Here is a 23,399-nt window from a genome sequence, read left to right as displayed (position 1 = left end):
AGGAAGACGGAATGTCCGAGATCGGAAAGGCGCTTTCCACCGGCTGGCGCATGGCCCTGACAGCGGCCAACGCTGCCGCTGACCTCGCCGCGCTGCAAGACCTTTCCGATGTCCTGGATGCCCCCGTGCCCGGCACGGTTGCCGGCGCCCTCGAACGCGCCGGCAGGTTCGACCGCACCGCGCCCGAGCCGCTCGACCATCTCGACGCCTGGTACGTGCTCGACCTCTCGGGCGAAGCGCCGGGTGACGCCGTGCTGCATTTCGATGGTCTCGCGACGATCACCGAGATCTGGTGGAACGGGGCGCTTGTGCTTTCCTCCGACAGCATGTTCGTGCGCCATGCCTTGCCCGTGACGCTTACCGGCAACGACCGGCTCGCCCTCTGCTTCCGTGCGCTAAAACCGCATCTCGAAAAGCGCGGCCCCCGTGCCCGCTGGCGGCCGCAGATGATCACGCCGCAGGGCCTGCGCCTTGTGCGCACCACGCTGCTTGGCCGCATGCCGGGCTGGTGCCCGGAGGTCCATGCCGCCGGCCCCTGGCGGCCGGTGCGCCTGTCGCGGCCGACGCCCGCTATTGCCTCCGATATCCGTCTCTCCGCGCGCCTTCATGAAAACGGCAAGGGCCAGTTGGAGATCGGCTTCACGCTCGACAGTGCCACGGCGCCCATGGTGGAATGCGCCGGCGTTACCGTCGAAGCGATCGCGAACGGAGACCGCAGTTTCAGTGCCAGCCTCACCATCCCCGAGGTCGAAGCCTGGTGGCCGCGCACGCATGGCACGCCGGCTCTGCACGATATCTCGCTCGTGGTGGATGGCGTGCGGCAAAAACTCGGCCGCACCGGTTTTCGCCGCATCGAGATCGACCGCGGCGCGGACGGCCGGGATTTTGCGTTGCGCGTCAACGGCACCAAAATCTTCTGCCGCGGTGCCGTCTGGACCACTGCCGATATCGTCGACCTGCCGGGCACGCGCGACCGCTACGCGCCGCTGCTGAAACTTGCTGCCGACGCCAGCATGAACATGCTGCGCATCGGCGGCACGATGGCCTATGAGACGCCGGATTTCTTTGCGCTGTGCGACGAATTCGGCCTGATGGTCTGGCAGGATTTCCAGTTCGCCAATTTTGATTACCCGGCGAACGATCCGGCCTTTGTCGAAAACGTCCGCATGGAGGTCGCGCAGTTCCTCGACGCGACCGCCGCCTCGCCGTCGCTTGCCGTGCTCTGCGGCGGCAGCGAGATCGACCAGCAGGCGGCGATGCTCGGCCTGCCGGAAACGGCCTGGGCCGGGCCGCTGACGCTCGACATCCTGCCCGCCCTCGTCGCGGCGCACCGCCCGGATGTGCCCTATATCGAAAATTCGCCTGTTGGTGGGGCGATGCCCTTCTCGCCCAATGTCGGCGTCACGCATTATTACGGCGTCGGCGCCTATTGCCGGCCGCTGGAGGATGCGCGCCGCGCCGAGGTGCGCTTTGCCGCCGAAAGCCTCGCCTTTGCCAACGTGCCGGAACAGCAGACGCTCGATGCGCACCTGCCGGTACCACCTGTGCATGATCCGCGCTGGAAGGCGCGCGTGCCGCGCGACCGCGGTGCCTCCTGGGACTTCGAGGATGTGCGCGACCACTATCTCGGCCTGCTTTATGGCCACGACCCGGCGCGCTTGCGCCGCGAGGACCCAACCCGCTATCTCGATCTCTCCCGTGCCGTCGTGGCGGAGGTGATGGAGGCCACCTTCGCCGAATGGCGCCGCGAAAAGTCCACCTGCAACGGCGCGCTCGTCTGGACGTTTCAGGACCTGTTGCCCGGCGCGGGCTGGGGCATCGTGGATGCCACGGGCCTGCCGAAGTCCGCCTGGCATGCGCTGCGCCGCGCCTTCCGGCCGGTGCAGGTTACGCTGTCCGACGAGGGCACCAACGGGCTTGACGTGCACGCGATCAACGACAGCGCGCACGAACAATCCCTGACGCTGGAGCTCTCCTGCCTGCGGCACGGCCGTCAGCCGGTCGTCAGCGGCCGGCGCGAGATCTCGCTCGCCCCGCATTCGGCGCAGACCGTGTCGGCAACGGCACTGTTCGGCGCCTTCTTCGACACGACCTATGCCTTCCGTTTCGGCCCGCCCTCCCATGACGTGACGGTCGGCCGGCTGATCGATGCGGCAGGAACGGTCGTCGCGGATGCCTTCCATTTTCCGCGCGGCCGGGCGGAGGCGATGACCTCTCCGGCGATCAGCGCTACACTCCTCGAAAGCCTTGAAGGCTGGAGCCTCGAGCTTTCAACGGACCGTTTCGCCCAGTCCGTCGCAATCGAAGTCGACGGTTTTCTGCCTTCGGACAACTGGTTCCATCTGGCACCGGGCGGCGTGAAGACCATCCGGCTTGTGCCGCTCGATGCAGATCCGGTTAAAAAACCCTCCGGCACGATCGGCGGTGTCGGCGTCGAGGCCCTGCTTTCGTTCTAAAAAATCAGGCGATCTTGAGGGCAGCTTTCAGCAGCAGCGCGCGATAGGCAGCCTGGGCGTGCGGCGGGGAGAGATTGTGATCCGCATCGGGGATCATCTCGACCGCCACGTTGTGATAGCCATCCAGCCCGGTGCGGCCGAAATCGAGCTTCAGCCGCTCCAGCCCGACGTCACCCTCGCTGTAGACCAGCAGCACCGGCACTTCGCGTTTCGCAAGCAGGCGGAAATCCGCCTGTGTATCGCCCCGCAAGCGGCCGAAGCGGGAGAAACGACCGAGCGTGCGGGGTGCGATGACGGCAAGGCGGCGAGCAATCTGCACGCCGACATTGGCCGCTGCGCGGCGCAGGTCGATATCCCCGGAAATCAGCCTCCGGAAGGTGGCGGGGTCGAAGGCGCGCTGGCGATAATCGTCAAGCGAGCGCGGATTGGCCCTGAGCGCCTCGTCGACGGACATGTCCGGATCCCAGCGGAAGGTGAAGGGATTGACCGACACGACGCCGGCCGCGCGTTCGTCCGTGACGGCGGCGCGGAAGGCAAGATAGGCGCCGCTGCACCGGCCCGAAAGAAGGACTGGCGCGAGATCACGCGACACGAGAAAATCCATCGCCGCCCGGACATCGGCAAGCTGCGTCTCGCTGTACTGTACCTGTTCGGGCGCGTTTGGTGCTGGCGGGCTGTCGGCGACATTGGCGGCATCGAAGCGCAGCGACACGATGCCGTGCTGTGCAAGGTAGCGCGCCGTCTCGGTCGTGCCTCGCGCCCAGCCGGCCTGCCGGTCATAGGCGGTGCCGAGCAGCAGAACGGTCGCGCCATGGCGCTGCCCCCGCGGGCCGCAAAGCGTGCCAAACAGCCGGTTGTTTTCGCCGAAACGCAACGGCTCTTCGACGAAGCCATCGCCCGTCAGCGGCGCCGAAGCGACGTGGTCCGTCGCGGCCCGCGCGCGTCCGCCCGCCTTGGCCACGTCGGCGATCCACTGGACGACGCCATCGATGACCGCCTGCGGTTGGTGCGCCAAAGTGGGGTTGGAGACGAGATCGTCGTAGCCGGCGTAGTCCATGCTGGCGACGTCGGCGCCGAGGCTGGAAAGATGGGCGGCAAGGGCCGCATCCTTTTCGCGGGCGGGTCGCGCGACCACCAGGGCTTTTGCAAACGGCAGCGCATCCAGCCGGTCGATGCTGAAGCTCTTGACGGCTTCGGCGACCTGGTCCGGCATGACCAGCCCGGCGATGGCGACGCGGCCGGCAATGCGCTGCTCCGATCGCAGGCCGAGCCCCTCATCCACCATCTTCGACCAGGCGGCCAGTTCGCGCAGATAGAAGCGGCCGCTGACCACCGGGGCCATCAGCACGGCCGCCTCAGTATCGAGCGCCTTGCCGAGCTTTGCCGCAAAGGTCGCGCCAAGGCCGTGACCGACCAGCATCAGGCGAGCGGCACCGGAAAGCCGGCGCACCTTGCGCGCGGCCGCCAGGATGGCCTGCGACCAGGTCTCGAGGCTCTGCTCGTCAGGCGTATCGAGCGCATCGCCCGTGCCGGGATAATCGAAGCGCAGGCTGGCGACGCCGTGAGCGGCGACGCGCTCGGCGATGATCCGCCAGAGTTTTCGAGTGCACATTTCCTCAAAACCCCAGGGGCTGAGAAAGAGCACGGCGACATCCGCGGGCGGTGTGGTGGCGGCAGCGGGCGTGTAGAGGCCGACCGTGCCCTCGAAGGTCACGGGAAGGGCTGCCTCCCCGGCGCGCCAGCGGGGTGCGGCGTCATGCTGCTCGATATCGTCTTGCCTGGTCTCCCCGCGCAGCATGGTGTCTCACTCTCCGACCGGCTGGGACAGTGGTGGCGGCACCACGAGGGCTAGCAGCCGGCGCGCGATCCGGCCGGGTTTCATGGGCAGGCGCTCCAGCATCTTGTCGATGACGGCCCCATCCTCCGGCGGCACTGCCTTCAGCAGGCGCAGCAGAACCCCGTAGGCGACAGCCCCTGCAAGGATACCGATGACAACGCCGGTAAATCCGCCAATCTTTTCGGCAATCGGCCAGGCCGTAAGGCCGCAGCCGGCGGCGGCAACGCCCACCTTCAGCACGATGACCGACAGGCCGGCCGACATGGCGCCACGGCCGACGCCCGTCAGCAGCAGCACGACCATGATGGCGAAGACGACGCCGCGCACCGCCGCGGCCCCCGCTCCACCGGCAACCGGTACGACGAAAAACAGGCCGATGACCATCAGGGCCGCGCCGACGCCGCTTGCCACCAGGCGGATTTTTACCCGGTCCATGGAATAGAGATATTGCGTGACAAGCTGGCCGAAGACATAGGCCGGCGAGCCGGCGGCGAGGATCGCGACGATCAGCCCGGCCTCGGCGAAGGGCGCGCCGTAGACGGCGGTCACCAGCGGATGGGCAATGGCCGCGAGCCCGAAGCAGAGCGGGAAGGTGATATAGGCGAAACTGCGCACCACGCCGTCGAAGATGCTGGCATGCACGCTGCCGCCCGATGCCTCCCGCCGCTCCGCGTAGAACGGCAGCAGGCTTCCAGTCAGCTGCACGGGAAGCTGGAGCGCGAGATTGGCGAGCGACAGGGCGACGGCATAATAACCGACTTCGCCGAGCGTCTGGAAATGCTGCAGGAAGAACAGTTCCGGCCGGTTGAGGAAGACCGCGCTGACGGCGAATTCGAAGAACAGCACGGCGGAATTGGCCAGCAGATAACGCCGGCGATAGCCGGCATTGTCGCGGCGGACCCCGAACAGGCCGAGCGTGTAGACGAACTGCACACATTGCCCGGCAATGTAGCCGACGAGTGCGCCGGCGATGCCGTACCCGATGGCGCCTGCGACGACGAAGACGAACTGGAGAAGCGAGGACAGCGCGGTGATGCGGAAGAAGGTGCCGAGGCGCTGTTCGCCGATCAGAAAATTCTTCGAGAAGGAGCCGACCGACTGGATGAACAGCAGCACCGCCGTCAGGACGATGATGCCGGTGGTCACATCGGTGCCGTAGAGCAGCTCGGTCTTGAAGGAAACGCCGAAATAGAGCGCCACGAGAATGATGGTGGAGGCGATGACCGGCAGCGCCAGATAGGCGGCAAAGCCACGCCGTCCCGCATCGTCGACGCCGCGTGCCTTCAGCTGCGGCAGGAGGCGCAGCAGCAGCACGCCGGTGCCGAGCTCGGCGACGAGCGAACCCGTCGCGCCGATCCACAGGGCAAAGGCAATGGTGCCGTTGGCTTCCGGACCGAGCAGGCGCGCGACAAGGATCGAGCAGGCGAATCCGGTCACCAGCAACAGCATGCCTGCTGCCGCATTCATGATCGAATTGGACATGATGCCCTTGCTCATCGGCCGTTCCATTCACCGTACGCGGCCGGCGATTTTTCGCGGCCATACAGCGGGCACCCTAGGACGAAACCCTTAAGATATCGTCGTTCCGGCAGGGGCGGCGCGCCAGCCGGACCAGCGGCCGGCCAGGATTTCCCGCGAGCGGCGGGCAAGTGCGGGACGCCCCGTCAGCGTGTAGACGGCAATACCGGCAAGCGGGCGCAGAAGATGCGGAAGGTAGTCGGTGAAACGATAGCCGTGTTTGCGCATGACATAGCCAAGGCCGGCGCCGTAGACGCGCATCTTGTGCGCGCCGTCGGGCGTTGCCGCCTGGAGGCGATCATCCGGGTGGTGGCCGGTGAGCGACGGGTCGTAGTGACCGCGCGCACCTGATGACAGCAGGTTCAAGGCGAGGTCCTGCACCTCGTAGGCCCCCCAGGGCGTGCCGGAGCCGGGGCCGATGCGATCATCGAAGCCGCCGGCCTTCTCGAAGGCGGAGCGGCGCACGAACAGCATCCATTCGATCAGCGTGGTCCAGATGTTTTCGCGCTCGATCGGGCTTGGCGAGAGTTCGAAGCGGCCCATGATGGTTTCGCCTTCGGCATTGACCGCTCGGCCGCAATAGAAATCGGCCGGCACCGTCTGCGATATCGCCTCGAAACGCTGGAGCAGATCGGCCGGATACCAGCAGTCGTCATCCGGAAAGAGCAGCCAGGTGCCCGTGGCCTTGGAGGCTCCGAGATTGCGCGCCCGGCAGACGCCCGCGCGGTCGGTCCTGACATGCTGGATGTGGAGGCGGTCCTGCCATTGCGAGACGATCGGCGCAAGGCGCTCGTCGGCATTCTGATCGACGAGGATAACTTCGAAATCACGGCGGCCGAGCGCGGCAAGCGACGCAAACAGCAGCTCGAGCTCGTTTGAACGGCCGAGCGTGGCGACAACCATCGATATCAGGAAAACCGGATCATCCGGAAACATGGAGAAGGCCTTGCAACAATCGATGGCGGCGACGACCCTTCGGTCTTCTGCTCGTTCCTGCAATTTGTCTACGAAACCTTAATGCAGGATGAATGCCCCCAAGAAAGCCGTCCCATCGTGCAAATCCGCGTGGCCTATCCACCAATGCCTACAGGAAATCATCGACGATTTCCTGTAGGCGCAGCAAGCGCCTGGGTCAGAAGAAGACGTGAAGCGGCCACTGAACGGGGCGGCGCGAAGAGGAGAGGCGGCTGCCTTCGAGCGGCAGGCGGTCTTCCGTCACGGTACCTGCGACCCTGTCGTCGCGTTGCGCCTGCTCGTCCTTCGGCTGGAAGCCGACCGGATAGAGGTTGAAATAACCAAGCGTCACGCCACCGAGATAGATCATGCGTTGCTCCCATTCCGTTTAACGTCCCGGCAAACATCATGGCGAAATCGTGGCCGCTGTCAATAGTCTATAGAATTAGTGCTCTATTCGCCCCTTGATGCACCGGGCGTGGAAGGGATACGAGACGGGTTCACGCCAATGGAAACCGCCCCTTGTACACGCTGGACCGCACCGAGATTTTCGAGCAGGACATCCGCAAGAGCCGTTTTCTTGCGACCGCCTGCCCGCTCGACAGCGAGGCGGACGCGAAGGCGCTGCTGGCGGACCTGTCCGACCCCTCGGCGAACCACAATTGCTGGGCCTGGCGCGTCGGCCAGGCCTACCGGTTCAGCGACGACGGCGAGCCGAGCGGCACGGCGGGAAAGCCCATTCTCCAGGCAATCGACGGTCAGGCGCTCGACCGCACGCTCGTCGTGGTCACGCGCTGGTTCGGCGGCATTCTCCTGGGTAGCGGCGGCCTCATGCGCGCCTATGGCGGTACCGCGGCCGCGTGCCTGCGCGCCGCGGCCAAGACGGAATATGTGGAACGGGCAGCACTGTCCGTCTCGCTCGGCTTTTCCGATCTGGCGCTGGTCAAGGCGCGGCTTGGCGCTTTTGCCGGGCTGGTCATGGACGACGAGACCTATCACGAGACGGGGGCAAGACTTTCCTTTCGCGTGCCCGCGGAGAAGGCGGAGGAAATCGGCCGGATGATCGTCGACCTCACCAGTGGCCGCGCCGAAATCGGCAATTGACGCGCACGCTGCCCGCCTGACGAAAAGAAAATCACCTTCCACTGTGCGGCGACTTCGGAGAACGGTTTGGCGCAGGCACAGCGAACCGCCGAACGCCTTCGTCCAACCGGCGGTAAAAGCGCAAAGATGCGCTCGTCCCCGACCCGGCAGCGACGGCCTGCCGCTATAGGCAAGCCAAATTTTTCGGTCTATCTACCGCCCGGATATATTCTCGCGGGCTTTTCGCCTGCGACCCCGCACGAGAGAGGACGAGACCCATGAGCCTGCGCATCAACGACATCGCTCCGGACTTCACCGCCGAAACCACGGCCGGCACGATCGGCTTCCATGAGTGGATCGGCGACGGCTGGGCCGTGCTCTTCTCGCACCCCAAGAACTTTACCCCCGTCTGCACCACCGAGCTTGGCGCGATGGCCGGCCTCGAAGGTGAATTCCGCAAGCGCGGCGTCAAGATCATCGGCATCTCGGTCGACCCGGTCGAAAGCCACGCCAAGTGGAAGAACGACATTCGCACCGCCACCGGCTTCGACGTCGAGTATCCGCTGATCGGCGACAAGGACCTCGCGGTCGCCAAACTCTATGACATGCTGCCGGCCGGCGCGGGCGAGACCTCCGAAGGCCGCACACCCGCCGACAATGCCACCGTGCGTTCCGTCTTCGTCATCGGCCCGGACAAGAAGATCAAGCTGATCCTCACCTACCCGATGACCACAGGCCGCAACTTCGCGGAAATCCTGCGCTCGATCGATTCGATCCAGCTCACCAGCAAGCATCAGGTGGCAACACCCGCCAACTGGCAGCAGGGTGAGGACGTCATCATCACCGCCGCCGTCTCCAATGAAGACGCCATCGCCCGCTTCGGCGCCTTCGATACGGTGCTGCCATACCTGCGCAAGACCAAGCAGCCGGCCGCCTGATCACGAACAACGGGTGACGGGCAGGGTTTTAACGCCTTGCCCGCCCATTCAATCTGCCATCGTCTTCTCTCCATGGGGAGAAGACGCCGCCAGGCGGGGAGGGGCCTTGTTTCCCCTCAGTGCGCCTCGTCCCAATTGCGCGCGGCCCGCGCATCCACCTTCAGCGGCACCTTCATCGACAGCGCTGGCATGGAGGCGTTTTCCATGACGTCGACGATGATCGGGATCGCCTTTTCGACTTCGCCATCCTCGACCTCGAAGATCAGTTCGTCGTGCACCTGAAGCAGCATGCGGGCCGAAAGGCCGGCAGCGGCGAGCGCCGGTTCCATCTTGATCATGGCGCGGCGGATGACGTCTGCGGCCGAACCCTGGATCGGGGCGTTGATCGAGGCGCGTTCGTTGAAGGCGCGCACCGACGGGTTGGATGACTTGATTTCCGGGTAATGCGCGCGACGGCCGAAGATCGTCTCGACATAGCCGTTCTCGCGGGCAAAGGCCTTGGTGGAATCCATGTAGTCCTTGATGCCGGGAAAACGCTCGAAATACTTCTTGATGTAGTCGCCGGCTTCAGACCGCTCGATCGACAGCTGGTTGGCAAGGCCGAAGGCCGAGATGCCGTAGATGATGCCGAAGTTGATCGCCTTCGCACGGCGCCGCACTTCGGACGGCATGCCCTCGACCGGTACGCCGAACATTTCCGACGCCGTCATCGCATGAATATCGATGCCGTCGGCAAAGGCCTGCTTCAGTTGCGGAATGTCCGCCACATGGGCGAGCACGCGCAGCTCGATCTGGCTGTAGTCGGCCGAGACCAGCTTGTTGCCGGGCGTCGATATGAAAGCCGTGCGGATTTTTCGACCTTCCGCGGTGCGTACCGGAATGTTCTGCAGGTTCGGGTCGGAAGAGGAGAGGCGGCCGGTCGTCGTCGATGCGAGCGCGTAGGACGTATGCACCCGCTTGGTTTCGGGATGCACGAAGCCCGGCAGCGCGTCGGTATAGGTGGATTTCAGCTTGGTGAGCTGGCGCCAGTCGACGATTTTTCTGGGCAGCGGAAGGCCCTGCGCGGCGAGGTCTTCCAGCACCTGTGCCGAGGTCGACCACTGGCCGGTCTTGGTCTTCGAGGCACCGGAAAGGCCCATCTTGCCAAACAGGATGTCGCCGAGCTGTTTTGGCGAGCCGATATTGAAGCGCTCGCCGGCAAGCTCGTAGATTTCCTCTTCGAACCGGGCAGCACCCTGCGCCAGTTCGCCGGACAGGCGCGACAGCACCTGCCGGTCGATGGTGATGCCGCGCTCTTCCATGCGCGCGAGCACGGGCACGAGCGGGCGTTCCAGCCGCTCGTAGACGGTGGTCATGCGCTCGGCGGCCAGGCGCGGCTTCAGCACGTGCCAGAGGCGCAGCGTCACGTCGGCATCTTCCGCCGCATAGGCCGTGGCGCGCGAAATATCGACCATGTCGAAGGTCTGCGCGCCCTTTCCGGAGCCGGCGACGTCCTTGTAGGCGATCGGCTTGTGGCCGAGCCAGCGTTCAGACAACGTGTCCATGCCATGCGTCGTCGTGCCCGCGTCGAGCGCGTAGGACATCAGCATCGTATCATCGAAGCCCTGCACGGTAATGCCGTGGCGGCGCATGACGAGATAGTCGTATTTGAGGTTCTGCGCGACCTTCAGGACCGACGGGTCCTCCAGCAGGCTTTTCAGCCGCTCAAGGGCGGCGCGGATCGGGATCTGCCCATCGGCAAGCCCGCCGCCCAGAAGATCGCCGACGCCGGTCTTGTGGTTCAGCGGCACGTAGCAGGCGCGGACGACCGTGCCGGTCGGGTCCTTGGCATTGTCGGCAATCGCCAACGAGAAGCCGCAAAGCTCGGCCTGCATGGCGTCGAGCGAGGTCGTTTCCGTGTCGAACCCGACAAGGCCCGTTTCGCGCGCGGCGGCGATCCAGCGGTCGAGCGCCTCGAGGTCACGCACCGTCTCATAGGTGGAATGGTCGATCGGGGCTGCGGAGAACCGTTCGGCGCGCGAGCGGGCGAGCGAGGCGGGTGTCGCATCGTCGGTGCCGGCTGCGGGAGGCGCCGCTCCGGCGGCCTCGGTCGCAGTCTCGTTGCCGTCAAGGGCCAGAGCAGGACCGGCCACGCCACCCTTGTCGAGGTCCGGGCCACGCGCCTGGGCGCCCCATTCCACCGGCACGGTCGCCGGCTCGATGGCGCTGGCATCGCAGGCGCAATCTTCCGCGACACGACGCGTCAGCGTGGTGAATTCCATGGTCTTGAGGAAGGCGATCAGCTTGGGCCCGTCCTGCGGATGCAGCACGAGTTCGTCCAGCGTCGTGTCGAGCGGCGTATCCGTCTTCAGCGTGACGAGCTTTCGGGACAGCAGCACGAGCTCGCGGTTCGCCACGATGTTCTCGCGGCGCTTGACCTGCTTGATCTCCTCGGCGCGGGCGAGCAGCGTGTCGAGGTCACCATACTCTTCGAGCAACTGTGCGGCGGTCTTCGGGCCGATACCGGGAACGCCTGGCACGTTGTCGGTCGAATCGCCCGTCAGCGACTGGAGATCGATCATCTTCTCCGGTGGCACGCCCCATTTCTCGATGACCTCGGGAATGGAGATCTGCTTGTCCTTCATGCTGTCATACATCGAGACATTGGCCGTCACGAGCTGCATGAGGTCCTTGTCGGAGGAGACGATGGTGACGCCCGCGCCGTCGGCTTCGGCGAGGCGCGCATAGGTGGCGATCAGGTCGTCGGCCTCGAATCCTTCCTTCTCGATGCAGGGCAGGTTGAAGGCGCGCGTTGCGTGGCGGATCAGGCCGAATTGCGGGATCAGGTCTTCCGGCGGCGCCGAGCGGTTCGCCTTGTACTGGTCGTAAAGTTCGTTACGGAAGGTTTTCGACGAATAATCGAAGATGACGGCAAAATGGGTCGGCGTCACGCCCACGTCCGTATTGCGCGCATCCTTCAAGAGCTTCCACAGCATGTTGCAGAAGCCCGAGACGGCATTGACCGGCAGCCCGTCCGATTTTCGGGTGAGCGGCGGGATGGCGTGGAAGGCGCGGAAGATGAAGCCGGAGCCGTCGACGAGGAAGAGATGATCACCTTTTTTCATGGGTGAATGGATAGCGCGGGGCGCTTTCCGCGTCCATCTCTCATTGATGGTTTGGCAGCCGATCAGGCGGCCGGAAAGCCTCACGCGAACGTTACCAATTTGTAATTTTCGCGCGCGTTTGAATCCCTTGAAAAGCCACATTCGGATCCACAAATATTCATCAACGGCACCTGATAAAGCCGTTGTCTGGCATCCCGGCCTGTCCCCCGCCGCGCCAGACAAGGACAAAGGCCTCATCCCCCTCTCCGGGCCTTTGTCCGTCATTCGAAGAAGCCGCCGCGACAAGCCTCCTGTCGTCGGCGGCTTCTCTCATTTGGGGTGATTGCATCGTCTGCGATCCATTGTTTTCGGTTGCAAACCGGCATAGCCTTGCCGCCATGGACTTTGACCGGAAGGAGTCGGCCGCGTACCTCGCCAATCTCCTGGCGAAGGGAGCGTCCCGCGCGCTGCAGGCGCGGGCGGACGGGGCCGGCTTTGCGCCCGGCCAGTTCCCGGTTCTTGTGGAACTGTGGAGCGGCGACGGCCTCACCCAGCGCGAACTTCTCGATCGGCTCGATATCGAACAGGCGACGATGGCCAACACGCTCGCCCGCATGCAGCGCGATGGCCTGATCTCGCGGCGCCGCCACCCGAAGGACAAGCGGGCGCAGCTGGTCTTCCTGACGGCGCGCGGTACGGCGCTGCGCGATGCGGCCCTTGCTGCCGCCGCGGCGACCGAGGACGCTCTTTTCCAGGGCTTCCGGCGGTTCGAGCGGGAGCTGTTGCTCGAATATATGCGCATGGCGCTGACCAATCTCGGCCGCGATCCGCGCGTGTGATCTTCGCGCAACCGTCATACGATTTGCCCTTCCCGACGCGATCGGTCTAATGTCGCGCCGAAATTTTGATTTGCCGCATGTCGTCATCGCAATACCGCTCATACACTTTGGCGGAGCATGCTTCAGGGATTCGACCATGACCAATATTCTGCCCGTCCTCGATCACGCCAGCGCCGGCATTCCGGCAAGCCTCGAACGCCTGTTCGAGCTGGTGCGCATCAAGTCCATCTCCACCGATCCGGCCTTCAAGGCGGAATGCCGCCGCGCGGCCGAATGGCTGGTGACGGAATTGCGCTCGCTTGGCTTCAACGCGACGGTGCGTGATACGGCCGGCCATCCCATGGTCGTTGCCCATCACGATGGCGCCAGGCCCGATGCGCCGCACGTGCTGTTCTACGGCCACTATGACGTCCAGCCAGTCGATCCGCTGAACCTCTGGGATCACGATCCCTTCGAGCCGGCGGTGCGCAACACGGGCGACGGTCGCCGCATCATCACCGGCCGCGGCACGTCCGACGACAAGGGCCAGTTGCTCACCTTCGTCGAAGCCTGCCGCGCCTACAAGGAAACGGCGGGTTCGCTGCCCTGCCGCGTGACGATCCTCTTCGAAGGCGAAGAGGAATCCGGTTCGCCGTCGCTAAAGCCTTTTTTGGACGCCAACGCCGCGGAACTGACCGCCGATTTTGCCCTTGTCTGCGATACCAGCATGTGGGACGCCGACACGCCGGCGATCTCGGCGGGGCTTCGTGGTCTCGTCGGCGAGGAGGTCGTCATCAAGGCGGCCGATCGTGACCTGCATTCCGGCTATTTCGGCGGTGCGGCGGCAAACCCGATCCACATTCTGTCGCGCATTCTCGCCGGCCTGCATGATGAGACCGGCCGCGTGACGCTCGACGGCTTCTATGACGGCGTCGAGGAAACCCCGACGCAGATCAAGGCGGCCTGGGAAAAGCTCGGCAGCTCGGCCGAGAGTTTCTTGGGCGAAATCGGCCTGTCGATCCCGTCCGGCGAAAAGGGCCGTTCCGTGCTGGAATTGACCTGGGCGCGACCGACGGCGGAAGTGAACGGCATCACTGGCGGTTATACCGCCGAAGGTTTCAAGACGGTGATTGCCGCCGAAGCCTCGGCAAAGGTCTCCTTCCGCCTCGTCGGCAAGCAGGACCCGGCGAAGATCCGCGACGCTTTCCGCGCCTATGTGCGGTCCAAGATCCCGGACGACTGCTCGGTGGCGTTCCACGCCCATGGCGGTTCGCCGGCCATCCAGCTGCCCTACGATTCGGAATTGCTCGGCAAGGCGAAGAACGCGCTCTCCGACGAATGGCCGAAGCCCGCCGTCGTCATCGGCATGGGCGGATCGATCCCGATTGTCGGCGATTTCCAGAAAATGCTCGGCATGGAATCCTTGCTCGTCGGCTTTGCGCTGTCGGATGACCGCATCCATTCGCCGAACGAGAAATACGAGCTGCGCTCCTTCGAGAAGGGCATCCGTTCCTGGGTGCGCATTCTTTCCGCGCTCGCGGCGCGCTGACGCAGATGTGATGACAAAGTTGGTTGGCTTTAACCGAAGGGAACGGAAAAGCTGGCGAACTGAATGACAAGGGCCGCATCGCGGACAGGCGATGACAGGCCCGCACGATGGGGAAGGGTTGGGATGGCATCAGGAAAGATTGCGAGAAACCCTCGCAGCTCAGGCGATCGCGCGCCGGGCGCAGGGGGCAAGGCAGGATGAAGCGGCTGAAAAAATTCTTCTGGCCGCTCGTCAGCACCGCCGCGATCGTCCTGTCGGTCTATATCCTGTACAAGGATCTAAGGGGCCTTTCACTCGACGATTTCATGGCGAGCATTCATGCCATTCCGGTCTCCGGCTGGATCCTCGCCTCGCTTGCCACGCTCGTCGCCTACGCCGCGCTTGCCGCCTACGACCACCTGGCGCTGGAGCATCTTGGCCACCGCATCTCGCTGTGGTTCATCACAGTCACCTCCTTCACCACCTATGCGCTCTCGCACACGATCGGTGCCTCGGTGTTTTCCGGCGCGCTGGTGCGCTACCGCGCCTACACGTCGAAGGGTCTGACGGGATCGGAGGTCGGCGTCCTCGTCGCCTTCTGCTCGTTCACCTTTGCGCTCGGCACCATCATGCTGTTTGGTCTCGTGCTGGTGCTGGAACCGGAGATCATCGCGCGTTTTTCCCATGTCCTGCCGATCGGGGCGGCTTTTTCGACCGGTATCGTCATCCTCGCGCTCGTCGCGCTCTATGTGGTGGGCAGCCTTGTCGGCTTCCGGCCGGTCAATACGCGCTGGCTGAAGCTCGAATATCCAAAACCCTCCCTCGTCTTTCGCCAGCTGTTCATCGCGCCCATCGAGTTGATCGGCGCGGCGGCGATCATCTATTTCGTGCTGCCGGCGGAGGGTAATCCGGGTTTCTTCGTCGTGCTCGGCATCTTCCTCGCCTCCTTCTCGGTGGCGCTGCTGTCGCATGCGCCTGGCGGTATCGGCGTGCTGGAGCTGGTCTTCATTGCCGGCCTGCCGGATATGGATCCGGCAACGGTGCTTGCGGCTCTTGCCGTCTTCCGGCTGTTCTACCTGATCATTCCGTTCATCATGGCGTTGGGAGTCATTCTGATCTTCGAACGCCAGCGATTTCTCGCCCGATTGCGCGGCGGTGACGACTGATCCGGCGGACAGATTCGGTTCATCTCGGGTTCAGCCGAATTCTTTCATGGTGTGATCCGTCTTGATCACTGTAAAACAGTGACAGTCCAAGGGAGACCGGCATGAAGACAACGTTCAAGGGCGGCATTGCCGCAGCCATGGCCGTCGCCATGTTCGCCACGACATTCGTCCCGGCAGAGGCCTTCGCCATGCCGATGCCGAAGGTCGGCGCTTCTCAGTCCAGCGATGTCCAGCAGGTGCAATGGCGCGAGCGTCGCGGCTGGCACGGCGGGCACCGCGGCTATCGTTATGAGCGCCACGGCTATCGCCGTCATTCGGATGGCTGGTGGTATCCGCTGGCAGCCTTCGGTGCCGGTGCGATCATCGGCGGCGCGATCGCCAATGACAGCTATTCCCGCCCGCGTTACGAAGGCATCAATCCTCGCCACACCGATTGGTGCTATGCGCGCTACCGGTCGTATCGGGATTACGACAACACGTTCCAGCCCAATTATGGCGGTCGCCGCCAGTGCTACTCGCCTTACTACTGAGGCAAACCATCGGGCGGCCCAAAAGGCCGCCCGAAGTCTTTGAGGCGACCGGCGGGCTTCGAGCGCCTCACGACTTGTCGCGGAAGTGTTTGAGAAATTGGAGCTTTCCGTTTCCGATTTCTTAACCACCCCTTAAATCGCCGCATTTAAGGTTCACCCGACGGCGACATTCACGAGGGCTTATCCGACCGCTTATGGCAGGCAACCGCAAATCCGAGCGTATTGAACCATCCTTCCAGGGATCGAGAGGGCGCGACGACGACGATTTTCACGTCGGCGCGGCTGATCGCGTGGTGGGTGGCGGTGGTCGCAAGGGACGCGGCAAGCCACCGAAGGCCGAGCGGCCGCAGCGCGGCTCCAGGGCGCGCCGGCAGTCGTCCGGCGGTGGCTTCTTCGGTTTCTTCCGCAGGCTCGTCTACTGGTGCTTCGTGCTCGGCCTGTGGGGCGCCATCGGCGTTGGCGGGCTGGTGCTCTACTACGGCGCGCGCATGCCGAGCGCCACGAGCTGGTCGATCCCCGACCGGCCACCGAACGTCAAGATCCTCGCCGTCAGCGGTGAGGCGATCGCCAATCGCGGCTTGACCGGCGGCGAGGCGCTGAACCTCGAAAACATGTCGCCCTATATCCCGCAGGCCGTCATCGCCATCGAGGACCGCCGCTTCTATTCGCATTTCGGCGTCGATCCGCTCGGCCTTGCCCGCGCGATGCTCACCAACATCACGACCGGCCGCATGGTGCAGGGCGGCTCGACGCTGACCCAGCAGCTGGCAAAAAACATGTTCCTCTCGCCGGAGCGCACGCTGGAGCGCAAGGTGCAGGAAGTGCTGCTCGCCTTCTGGCTGGAGCACAAATATTCCAAGGACCAGATCCTTGCGATGTATCTCAACCGTGTGTTCTTCGGCTCGAATTCCTACGGTGTCGAGGCCGCTTCGCGGCGCTACTTCAACAAGTCGGCGCGGGACGTGAACCTCGGCGAGGCAGCCCTTCTCGCCGGCCTGCTGAAGGCACCGTCGCGCCTGTCGCCGGCGCGTGATCCGGAAGCGGCGGAAGCCCGCGCCCAGGTCGTGCTCGGCGCCATGCGGGAAGAAGGTTTCGTCACCGACACCGAAATCACCACCGCGATGTCGCAGACGCCGGCGCGCGCGAAAAGCTACTGGTCCGGCGCGCAGCACTATGCCGCCGACATGGTGATGGCGCAGCTTCCCGGCATGATCGGCGATATTACCGAAGACCTCATCATCGACACGACGATCGACCTCGATCTCGAAAAGAAGGCCGACGAGACGATCTCCGCGATGATCGACAAGGAAGGCGCCAAGTCGAACGCCTCGCAGGCCGCCCTCGTTTCGATCGACGGCACGGGCGCCATCCGTGCGCTGGTCGGCGGCCGCGACTATGCCGAAAGCCAGTTCGACCGCGCCTCCAAGGCCAAGCGCCAGCCGGGCTCCGCCTTCAAGCCCTTCGTCTATGCCGCAGCACTGGAAGCCGGCCGCTCGCCGCTTTCCGTGCGCAACGATGCGCCGGTGAAGATCGGCAAGTGGACGCCGGAAAACTACGACCAGAAATATCGCGGCGAAGTCACGTTGTCCTCCGCGCTTGCCAATTCGCTGAACACGATCGCCGCCCAGCTCGTCATGGAAGTGGGGCCGGACGAGGTCATAAAACTTGCGCGCCGGCTCGGCATCGAATCGGAGATGCAGTCGAATGCCTCGATCGCGCTCGGCACGTCCGAAGTGACGCTGGTCGAGCTGACGGCCGCCTATGCGCCCTTCATGAATGGCGGCTACAAGGCGACGCCGCACATCATCCGCCGCATTTCGACGGCCGAGGGCCGGGTGCTCTACGAAAACACCTACGACAACCCGCCCCGGGTGCTGGAGCCGAACATCGTTTCCCAGATGAACGGCATGATGATGCGCGTCATCACCGACGGCACCGGCAAGAACGCCCGCATTCCCGGCTGGCCGGCGGCTGGAAAATCCGGCACGACGCAATCCTTCCGCGACGCGCTCTTCGTCGGCTTTACCAGCAATCTGACGACCGGCGTGTGGTTCGGCAATGACGACGGCAAGTCGATGAAGAAGGTGACGGGCGGCGGGCTTCCCGCAAAGGCCTGGAGCCAGTTCATGATCGCTGCCCATGCCGGCCTCAACCCGTCGCCGCTGTTCGGCACGGCCGGCGGCGACCAGCCGGTGGTGGAGGGAACGCAGCCGGTGCCGGAAGAGGGCGGCGACCAGCTGTTCGACATCATCTCCCGCACGCTCGGCACCGATGGCGGCAACACCCGCGACGGGCAGGCCGTCGCCGCCGAACAGACCGGCGCGGTGCCCCTCGACGACGGTCTCGTTCCCCCCGCCGACGTGGGCGAGCAGCGGCAGACCGGCACGCGGCGCACGACCTTGCTTGACGTGCTTCTGGGTGGCTGAGAGCCTGTGCCCGCTTGACGCCCGTGAGCAAGGTCACCACATTACGTGCAGGAGTAAGTTTTCCATCTCAGACGCACTGATTTTGCGAGCTTTCTGGCTCGGCAATGTCTTGCAGTCGCCTAGAGTGCTCCTTATATACGCCGCAAGGCTTCGGGCTCACGTTCGAGCTTTCGAGAAGACCATACCATTAGGGGCTGCCAACAGAATGCCTGAATGGGTTCCGGCAGTTCGCTTCAAGGAGAGAATGACATGGCTAAAGTAATCGGTATCGACCTCGGGACGACCAATTCCTGCGTATCCGTCATGGACGGCAAGGACGCGAAGGTCATTGAAAATGCCGAAGGCGCGCGCACGACCCCGTCGATCGTCGCCTTCAACGATGATGGCGAGCGCCTGACCGGCCAGCCGGCGAAGCGCCAGGCCGTCACCAACCCGGAAAACACCCTGTTCGCAGTGAAGCGCCTCATCGGCCGCCGCTACGACGACAAGCTCGTCGAGAAGGACAAGGGTCTCGTTCCCTACACCATCGTCAAGGGCGACAATGGCGACGCCTGGGTCCAGGCCCAGGGCACCGGCTATTCCCCCTCGCAGATTTCCGCGATGATCCTTCAGAAGATGAAGGAAACCGCCGAATCCTATCTTGGCGAAAAAGTTACCCAGGCCGTCATAACGGTTCCGGCCTACTTCAACGACGCGCAGCGCCAGGCAACCAAGGATGCCGGCAGGATCGCCGGTCTTGAAGTTCTGCGCATCATCAACGAGCCGACGGCTGCGGCGCTTGCCTATGGCCTCGACAAGAAGGACGGCAAGACCATCGCCGTCTACGACCTTGGCGGTGGCACGTTCGACATCTCGGTCCTGGAAATCGGCGACGGCGTCTTCGAAGTGAAGTCGACCAACGGCGACACCTTCCTCGGCGGTGAAGATTTTGACATGCGCCTGGTCGAGTACCTGGCGGCCGAGTTCAAGAAGGACCAGGGCATCGACCTGAAGAACGACAAGCTCGCCCTTCAGCGCCTCAAGGAAGCTGCCGAAAAGGCCAAGATCGAGCTGTCCTCCTCGCAGCAGACCGAAATCAACCTGCCGTTCATCACGGCGGACGCTTCTGGTCCGAAGCACCTGACGATGAAGCTGACGCGCGCCAAGTTCGAAGCGCTCGTCGACGACCTCGTCCAGCGCACCGTTGCTCCGTGCAAGGCAGCCCTCAAGGATGCCGGCGTCACGGCGGCCGAGATCGACGAAGTCGTTCTGGTCGGCGGCATGAGCCGCATGCCGAAGGTGCAGGAAGTCGTCAAGCAGCTGTTCGGCAAGGAGCCGCACAAGGGCGTCAACCCGGATGAAGTGGTCGCCATGGGCGCCGCCATCCAGGCCGGCGTTCTGCAGGGCGACGTCAAGGACGTTCTGCTTCTCGACGTGACCCCGCTGTCGCTCGGCATCGAAACGCTGGGTGGCGTCTTCACCCGTCTGATCGAGCGCAACACGACGATCCCGACGAAGAAGTCGCAGACCTTCTCGACTGCCGAAGACAACCAGTCGGCCGTGACGATCCGCGTCTCGCAGGGCGAGCGTGAAATGGCGGCAGACAACAAGCTGCTCGGCCAGTTCGACCTCGTCGGCATTCCGCCGGCACCGCGCGGCATGCCGCAGATCGAAGTCACCTTCGACATCGACGCCAACGGCATCGTGCAGGTTTCGGCCAAGGACAAGGGCACCGGCAAGGAGCACCAGATCCGCATCCAGGCCTCTGGTGGCCTCTCCGACGCCGACATCGAGAAGATGGTGAAGGACGCCGAAGCCAACGCCGAGAACGACAAGAAGCGCCGTGAGGGCGTCGAGGCGAAGAACCAGGCCGAAAGCCTCGTGCATTCGTCGGAAAAGTCGCTCAAGGAATATGGCGACAAGGTCACGGCAGACGACCGCAAGGCCATCGAGGACGCAATTGCCGCCCTCAAGGCCGCGATCGAAACTTCCGAGCCGGACGCAGACGACATCAAGGCCAAGACCAACACGCTCATGGAAGCCTCCATGAAGCTCGGTCAGGCGATCTACGAGGCCCAGCAGGCCGAAGAGGCTGCCTCCTCGGGTGACGCCGGCGACAACGTCGTCGATGCCGACTACGAGGAAGTCAAGGACGAGGACGACCGCAAGAAGTCGGCCTGAGCCTCCTGAAAAGCCGGCCGCCGCAAGCGGCCGGTGTAACGGATAGCAAAAGGGCGGAAGTCAGCGCGAAGGGAACAAGGCCAAGATGATCACGCCCGTTCTAAGCGGTGACGATGTCCTGGCCTTTCCTTCGCCCCGGCTTCCGCCCTTTTGCGTGTGCGCTTTTCAAGCGCAGGCCAAGGCAAGCTTGCTCATCCATAACGACAAGACCAGTCCATGAAACGGACCTGACCGAATGGCAAAAGCTGATTTTTACGAGACGCTGGGTGTCTCCAAGACCGCCGACGAGAAGGAGCTGAAGAGCGCCTTCCGCAAGATGGCGATGAAATATCACCCGGACAAGAATCCGGGCGATGCCACTGCAGAGCAGACGTTCAAGCAGGTCAACGAAGCCTATGAGACGCTGAAGGACCCGCAGAAACGCGCGGCCTACGACCGTTACGGCCACGCTGCCTTCGAGCAGGGCGGCATGGGCGGCGGCGGCGGTGCTGGTTTCCAGGGCGGCGGCTTCTCCGACATCTTCGAAGACATTTTTGGCGAGATGATGGGCGGTGGTCGCCAGCGGCGTTCCGCCGGCGGGCGCGAGCGCGGCGGCGACCTGCGCTACAACATGGAAATCTCGCTGGAAGAGGCCTATGCCGGCAAGACGGCGCAGATCCGCGTGCCGACGTCGATTACCTGCGACGTCTGTACCGGAACGGGCGCAAAGCCCGGCACGAGCCCGAAAACCTGCGCCACCTGCCAGGGCTCCGGCCGCGTGCGGGCAGCCCAGGGCTTCTTCTCGATCGAACGCACCTGCCCGACCTGCCACGGCCGCGGCCAGACGATCAGCGACCCCTGCACCAAGTGCCACGGCCATGGCCGCGTCACGGAAGAGCGCTCGCTGTCGGTCAACATCCCCGCCGGCATCGAGGACGGCACGCGCATCCGGCTCTCCGGCGAAGGCGAGGCGGGCGCGCGTGGTGGTCCCGCGGGCGATCTCTACATCTTCCTGTCGGTGAAGCCGCACGAGTTCTTCCAGCGCGACGGGGCGGATCTCTACTGCACCGTGCCGATCTCGATGACGACGGCAGCCCTCGGCGGCACGTTCGACGTGGCGACGCTTGACAGCACGAAGTCCCGTGTCACCGTGCCGGAAGGCACGCAGGCCGGAAAGCAGTTCCGGCTGAAGGGCAAGGGCATGCCGGTTCTGCGTTCCGCGCAGGTCGGTGATCTCTATATCCAGATCCAGATCGAGACGCCGCAGAAGCTGACCAAGCGCCAGCGCGAACTGCTCAAGGAATTCGAGGAGATTTCCTCGAAGGACAACAACCCGGAATCCGCTGGCTTTTTCGCGCGGATGAAGGAGTTCTTCGAAGGCTGATGTCTTCGGAGCATTCAAACGAAAGCCGGGGTGGCAACACCCCGGCTTTTTTCATGTTTGCCGATGCCATCGTCAGGCCTTGCCTGATTCCCAGCCCAGCATGGCGCGCTTGCGCGTCAGGCCCCAATGGTAGCCGGTGAGGGCTCCGCTCTTGCCAAGCGCGCGGTGGCACGGCACCACGAAGGAAATGGGGTTGCGCCCGACGGCGGCACCCACGGCGCGCGAGGCGGTCGGCTGGCCGAGCTTTTGGGCGATCGACGAATAGGTGACGGCGCAGCCCATCGGAATGCGCAGCAGCGCCTCCCAGACCCGGACCTGGAAATCCGAGCCGATCAGCACGACGCGCAACGGTTCTTCCGCATTCCAGCGTTCCGGATCGAAGATACGCTCCGCATAGGGGGCCGTTGCCTCGCTGTCCTCGACATAGATGGCGTTCGGCCAGCGCGAGGACATGTCCTCGAAGGCGTCCATGCCGTCCGCCTCGTCGGTGAAGGCGAGGCCGGCAAGGCCGCGATCGGTGATCATGACGAGCGCGCCGCCGAAGGGCGAGGGGTGCAGGCCGTAGCGGATCGTAAGACCCGCGCCGCGCGCCTTCCACTCGCCGGGCGACATGGCCTCGTGCGTGACGAACAGATCGTGCAGCCGGCTCGGGCCGGAGAGGCCGACCTCGAAACTCGTTTCGAGCAGCGGCAGGTCCTCCTGGCGCAGCAGGCGCTTGGCATGATCGAGCGTCACGGCCTGCAGGAACGCCTTCGGCGAAAGTCCGGCCCAGCGCGTAAACGTCTTCTGCAATTGCGTCGGTGACTGATCGAGTCGGCCGGCAATGTCTTCCAGACCCGGCTGGTCGCGATAGTCCTCAGTGATCATCTCGATGACCCGGCGGACGGTCGCATAGTCGTCGCCCTCGGGCGTGATGTCGGTTTGCAAAGTCGCGGCAATGTTCATTGGTCTTCTCCTGTGCCGCCAGAAAAGCACGCCTGGGGCATGCTCGCCACCCGATTCCTGCCGGACTCACTAGTAGCCGCGTTTGACCCGGGCAAGCGCGCCGGAAAAGGCGGAGGCGAAGCGTTCGCGATCGTCAAGGGGCAGGAACGTACCGACATCGGTCTCGCGGCCGTCGCCGCTGACATGCATGGCGGTGATGCCGATCTTCGGCTTGCGCGAGACAAGGAAGCGCGCCCAGAACGGATTGAAGACGTGTTCGGTCTCGCGGCCCGACGGGCTGATCTTGCGGATGGAGATGTTGGTGCGCGAGAGCGACACGACCTCGCGCGCCTTTGCCGCCCGGTTGTTCAGCCAGAAGGCGCCGAACAGGATGCCGAAATCGAGGCCGAAGAACAGCATGACGGGCCAGGCGCCGGAAATCAGGAAGACGGCCATATGGGCAAGGGTGAGCGCGCCCGCGATGATGAAGAATATGCGGTGTCCATTCCGCCCCAGCGAGCGATAGGGGTGGAGTTCCGCGGAGAAGACCGGCAGGTCGTTCATCGTCATGTCGGCGTTGCCTTGCGTCATGACTGACGATTATAGAGCATGTTG

General features: G+C 64.2%; 17 protein-coding genes. 10 read left to right on the top strand and 7 right to left on the bottom strand.

Features of this window, described 5'->3' with window-relative positions:
• Positions 1-11 precede the first annotated feature (11 nt).
• The gene (locus ACT6VE_RS19450) at positions 12-2,456 is read left to right on the top strand and encodes a beta-mannosidase (protein ID WP_444800161.1); all 2,445 of its coding nucleotides are present in this window, start codon (positions 12-14) and stop codon (positions 2,454-2,456) included.
• Between the two features lie 4 nt (positions 2,457-2,460).
• Here ACT6VE_RS19450 and ACT6VE_RS19445 read toward each other — a convergent pair whose 3' ends face one another.
• The 4 genes from ACT6VE_RS19445 to ACT6VE_RS19430 form a co-directional block, all read right to left on the bottom strand.
• Positions 2,461-4,254 carry an alpha/beta hydrolase gene (locus tag ACT6VE_RS19445; protein ID WP_444800160.1) on the bottom strand — a complete coding sequence of 598 codons (1,794 nt, stop codon included), beginning with the start codon at positions 4,252-4,254 and terminating at the stop codon, positions 2,461-2,463.
• Positions 4,255-4,260: 6 nt separating this feature from the next.
• Positions 4,261-5,790 carry a lipopolysaccharide biosynthesis protein gene (locus ACT6VE_RS19440; RefSeq protein ID WP_444800159.1) on the bottom strand — a complete coding sequence of 510 codons (1,530 nt, stop codon included), beginning with the start codon at positions 5,788-5,790 and terminating at the stop codon, positions 4,261-4,263.
• A gap of 72 nt (positions 5,791-5,862) precedes the next feature.
• Positions 5,863-6,747, bottom strand: coding sequence for a glycosyltransferase family 2 protein (locus tag ACT6VE_RS19435; RefSeq protein ID WP_444800158.1), 885 nt, complete (start codon positions 6,745-6,747; stop codon positions 5,863-5,865).
• 196 nt (positions 6,748-6,943) lie between these two features.
• A complete protein-coding gene (locus tag ACT6VE_RS19430; protein ID WP_444800157.1) occupies positions 6,944-7,135 on the bottom strand; it encodes a hypothetical protein in 192 nt (63 codons plus the stop codon).
• A 152-nt stretch (positions 7,136-7,287) separates the two neighbouring features.
• On the opposite strand from ACT6VE_RS19430, the gene ACT6VE_RS19425 reads away from it, so the two are divergent.
• Both ACT6VE_RS19425 and ACT6VE_RS19420 read left to right on the top strand, forming a co-directional pair.
• Positions 7,288-7,869, top strand: a complete 582-nt coding sequence (locus tag ACT6VE_RS19425; RefSeq protein ID WP_444800156.1) for an IMPACT family protein — start codon at positions 7,288-7,290, stop codon at positions 7,867-7,869.
• Positions 7,870-8,126: 257 nt separating this feature from the next.
• Positions 8,127-8,786 carry a peroxiredoxin gene (locus tag ACT6VE_RS19420; RefSeq protein WP_069060444.1) on the top strand — a complete coding sequence of 220 codons (660 nt, stop codon included), beginning with the start codon at positions 8,127-8,129 and terminating at the stop codon, positions 8,784-8,786.
• A gap of 116 nt (positions 8,787-8,902) precedes the next feature.
• Here the strand turns inward: ACT6VE_RS19420 and polA are convergent, their stop codons facing one another.
• The gene (gene polA, locus ACT6VE_RS19415; protein WP_444800155.1) at positions 8,903-11,890 is read right to left on the bottom strand and encodes a DNA polymerase I; all 2,988 of its coding nucleotides are present in this window, start codon (positions 11,888-11,890) and stop codon (positions 8,903-8,905) included.
• A 377-nt stretch (positions 11,891-12,267) separates the two neighbouring features.
• Between polA and ACT6VE_RS19410 the strand changes: the two genes are divergently transcribed.
• From ACT6VE_RS19410 to dnaJ, 7 genes are all read left to right on the top strand, one after another.
• Positions 12,268-12,708, top strand: coding sequence for a MarR family winged helix-turn-helix transcriptional regulator (locus ACT6VE_RS19410; RefSeq protein WP_444800154.1), 441 nt, complete (start codon positions 12,268-12,270; stop codon positions 12,706-12,708).
• 136 nt (positions 12,709-12,844) lie between these two features.
• Entirely contained in the window at positions 12,845-14,236 is a 1,392-nt protein-coding gene (locus ACT6VE_RS19405) for a M20/M25/M40 family metallo-hydrolase (RefSeq protein WP_444800153.1), read from the top strand.
• A gap of 197 nt (positions 14,237-14,433) precedes the next feature.
• A complete protein-coding gene (locus tag ACT6VE_RS19400; protein WP_444800152.1) occupies positions 14,434-15,381 on the top strand; it encodes a lysylphosphatidylglycerol synthase domain-containing protein in 948 nt (315 codons plus the stop codon).
• 101 nt (positions 15,382-15,482) lie between these two features.
• Positions 15,483-15,911: a BA14K family protein gene (locus tag ACT6VE_RS19395; protein ID WP_444800151.1), complete on the top strand. Its 429-nt coding sequence runs from the start codon at positions 15,483-15,485 to the stop codon at positions 15,909-15,911.
• A gap of 194 nt (positions 15,912-16,105) precedes the next feature.
• The gene (locus ACT6VE_RS19390; protein ID WP_444800150.1) at positions 16,106-18,337 is read left to right on the top strand and encodes a transglycosylase domain-containing protein; all 2,232 of its coding nucleotides are present in this window, start codon (positions 16,106-16,108) and stop codon (positions 18,335-18,337) included.
• Positions 18,338-18,586: 249 nt separating this feature from the next.
• Positions 18,587-20,497, top strand: a complete 1,911-nt coding sequence (gene dnaK, locus ACT6VE_RS19385) for a molecular chaperone DnaK (protein WP_444800149.1) — start codon at positions 18,587-18,589, stop codon at positions 20,495-20,497.
• A 235-nt stretch (positions 20,498-20,732) separates the two neighbouring features.
• Positions 20,733-21,860, top strand: a complete 1,128-nt coding sequence (gene dnaJ, locus ACT6VE_RS19380) for a molecular chaperone DnaJ (RefSeq protein ID WP_444800148.1) — start codon at positions 20,733-20,735, stop codon at positions 21,858-21,860.
• 72 nt (positions 21,861-21,932) lie between these two features.
• Here dnaJ and ACT6VE_RS19375 read toward each other — a convergent pair whose 3' ends face one another.
• On the bottom strand, positions 21,933-22,805 hold the full coding sequence (locus tag ACT6VE_RS19375) for a methylated-DNA--[protein]-cysteine S-methyltransferase (protein ID WP_069060433.1): 873 nt from the start codon (positions 22,803-22,805) through the stop codon (positions 21,933-21,935).
• Between the two features lie 69 nt (positions 22,806-22,874).
• Complete coding sequence (locus tag ACT6VE_RS19370; RefSeq protein WP_444800147.1) at positions 22,875-23,375, bottom strand: DUF2244 domain-containing protein; 501 nt, start codon at positions 23,373-23,375, stop codon at positions 22,875-22,877.
• Between the last annotated feature and the right edge of the window lie 24 nt (positions 23,376-23,399).

The organism is Shinella sp. (genome assembly GCF_052438155.1).
Taxonomy (GTDB): Bacteria; Pseudomonadota; Alphaproteobacteria; order Rhizobiales; family Rhizobiaceae; genus Shinella.
This window is presented reverse-complemented; position numbering and strand designations above follow the sequence as displayed.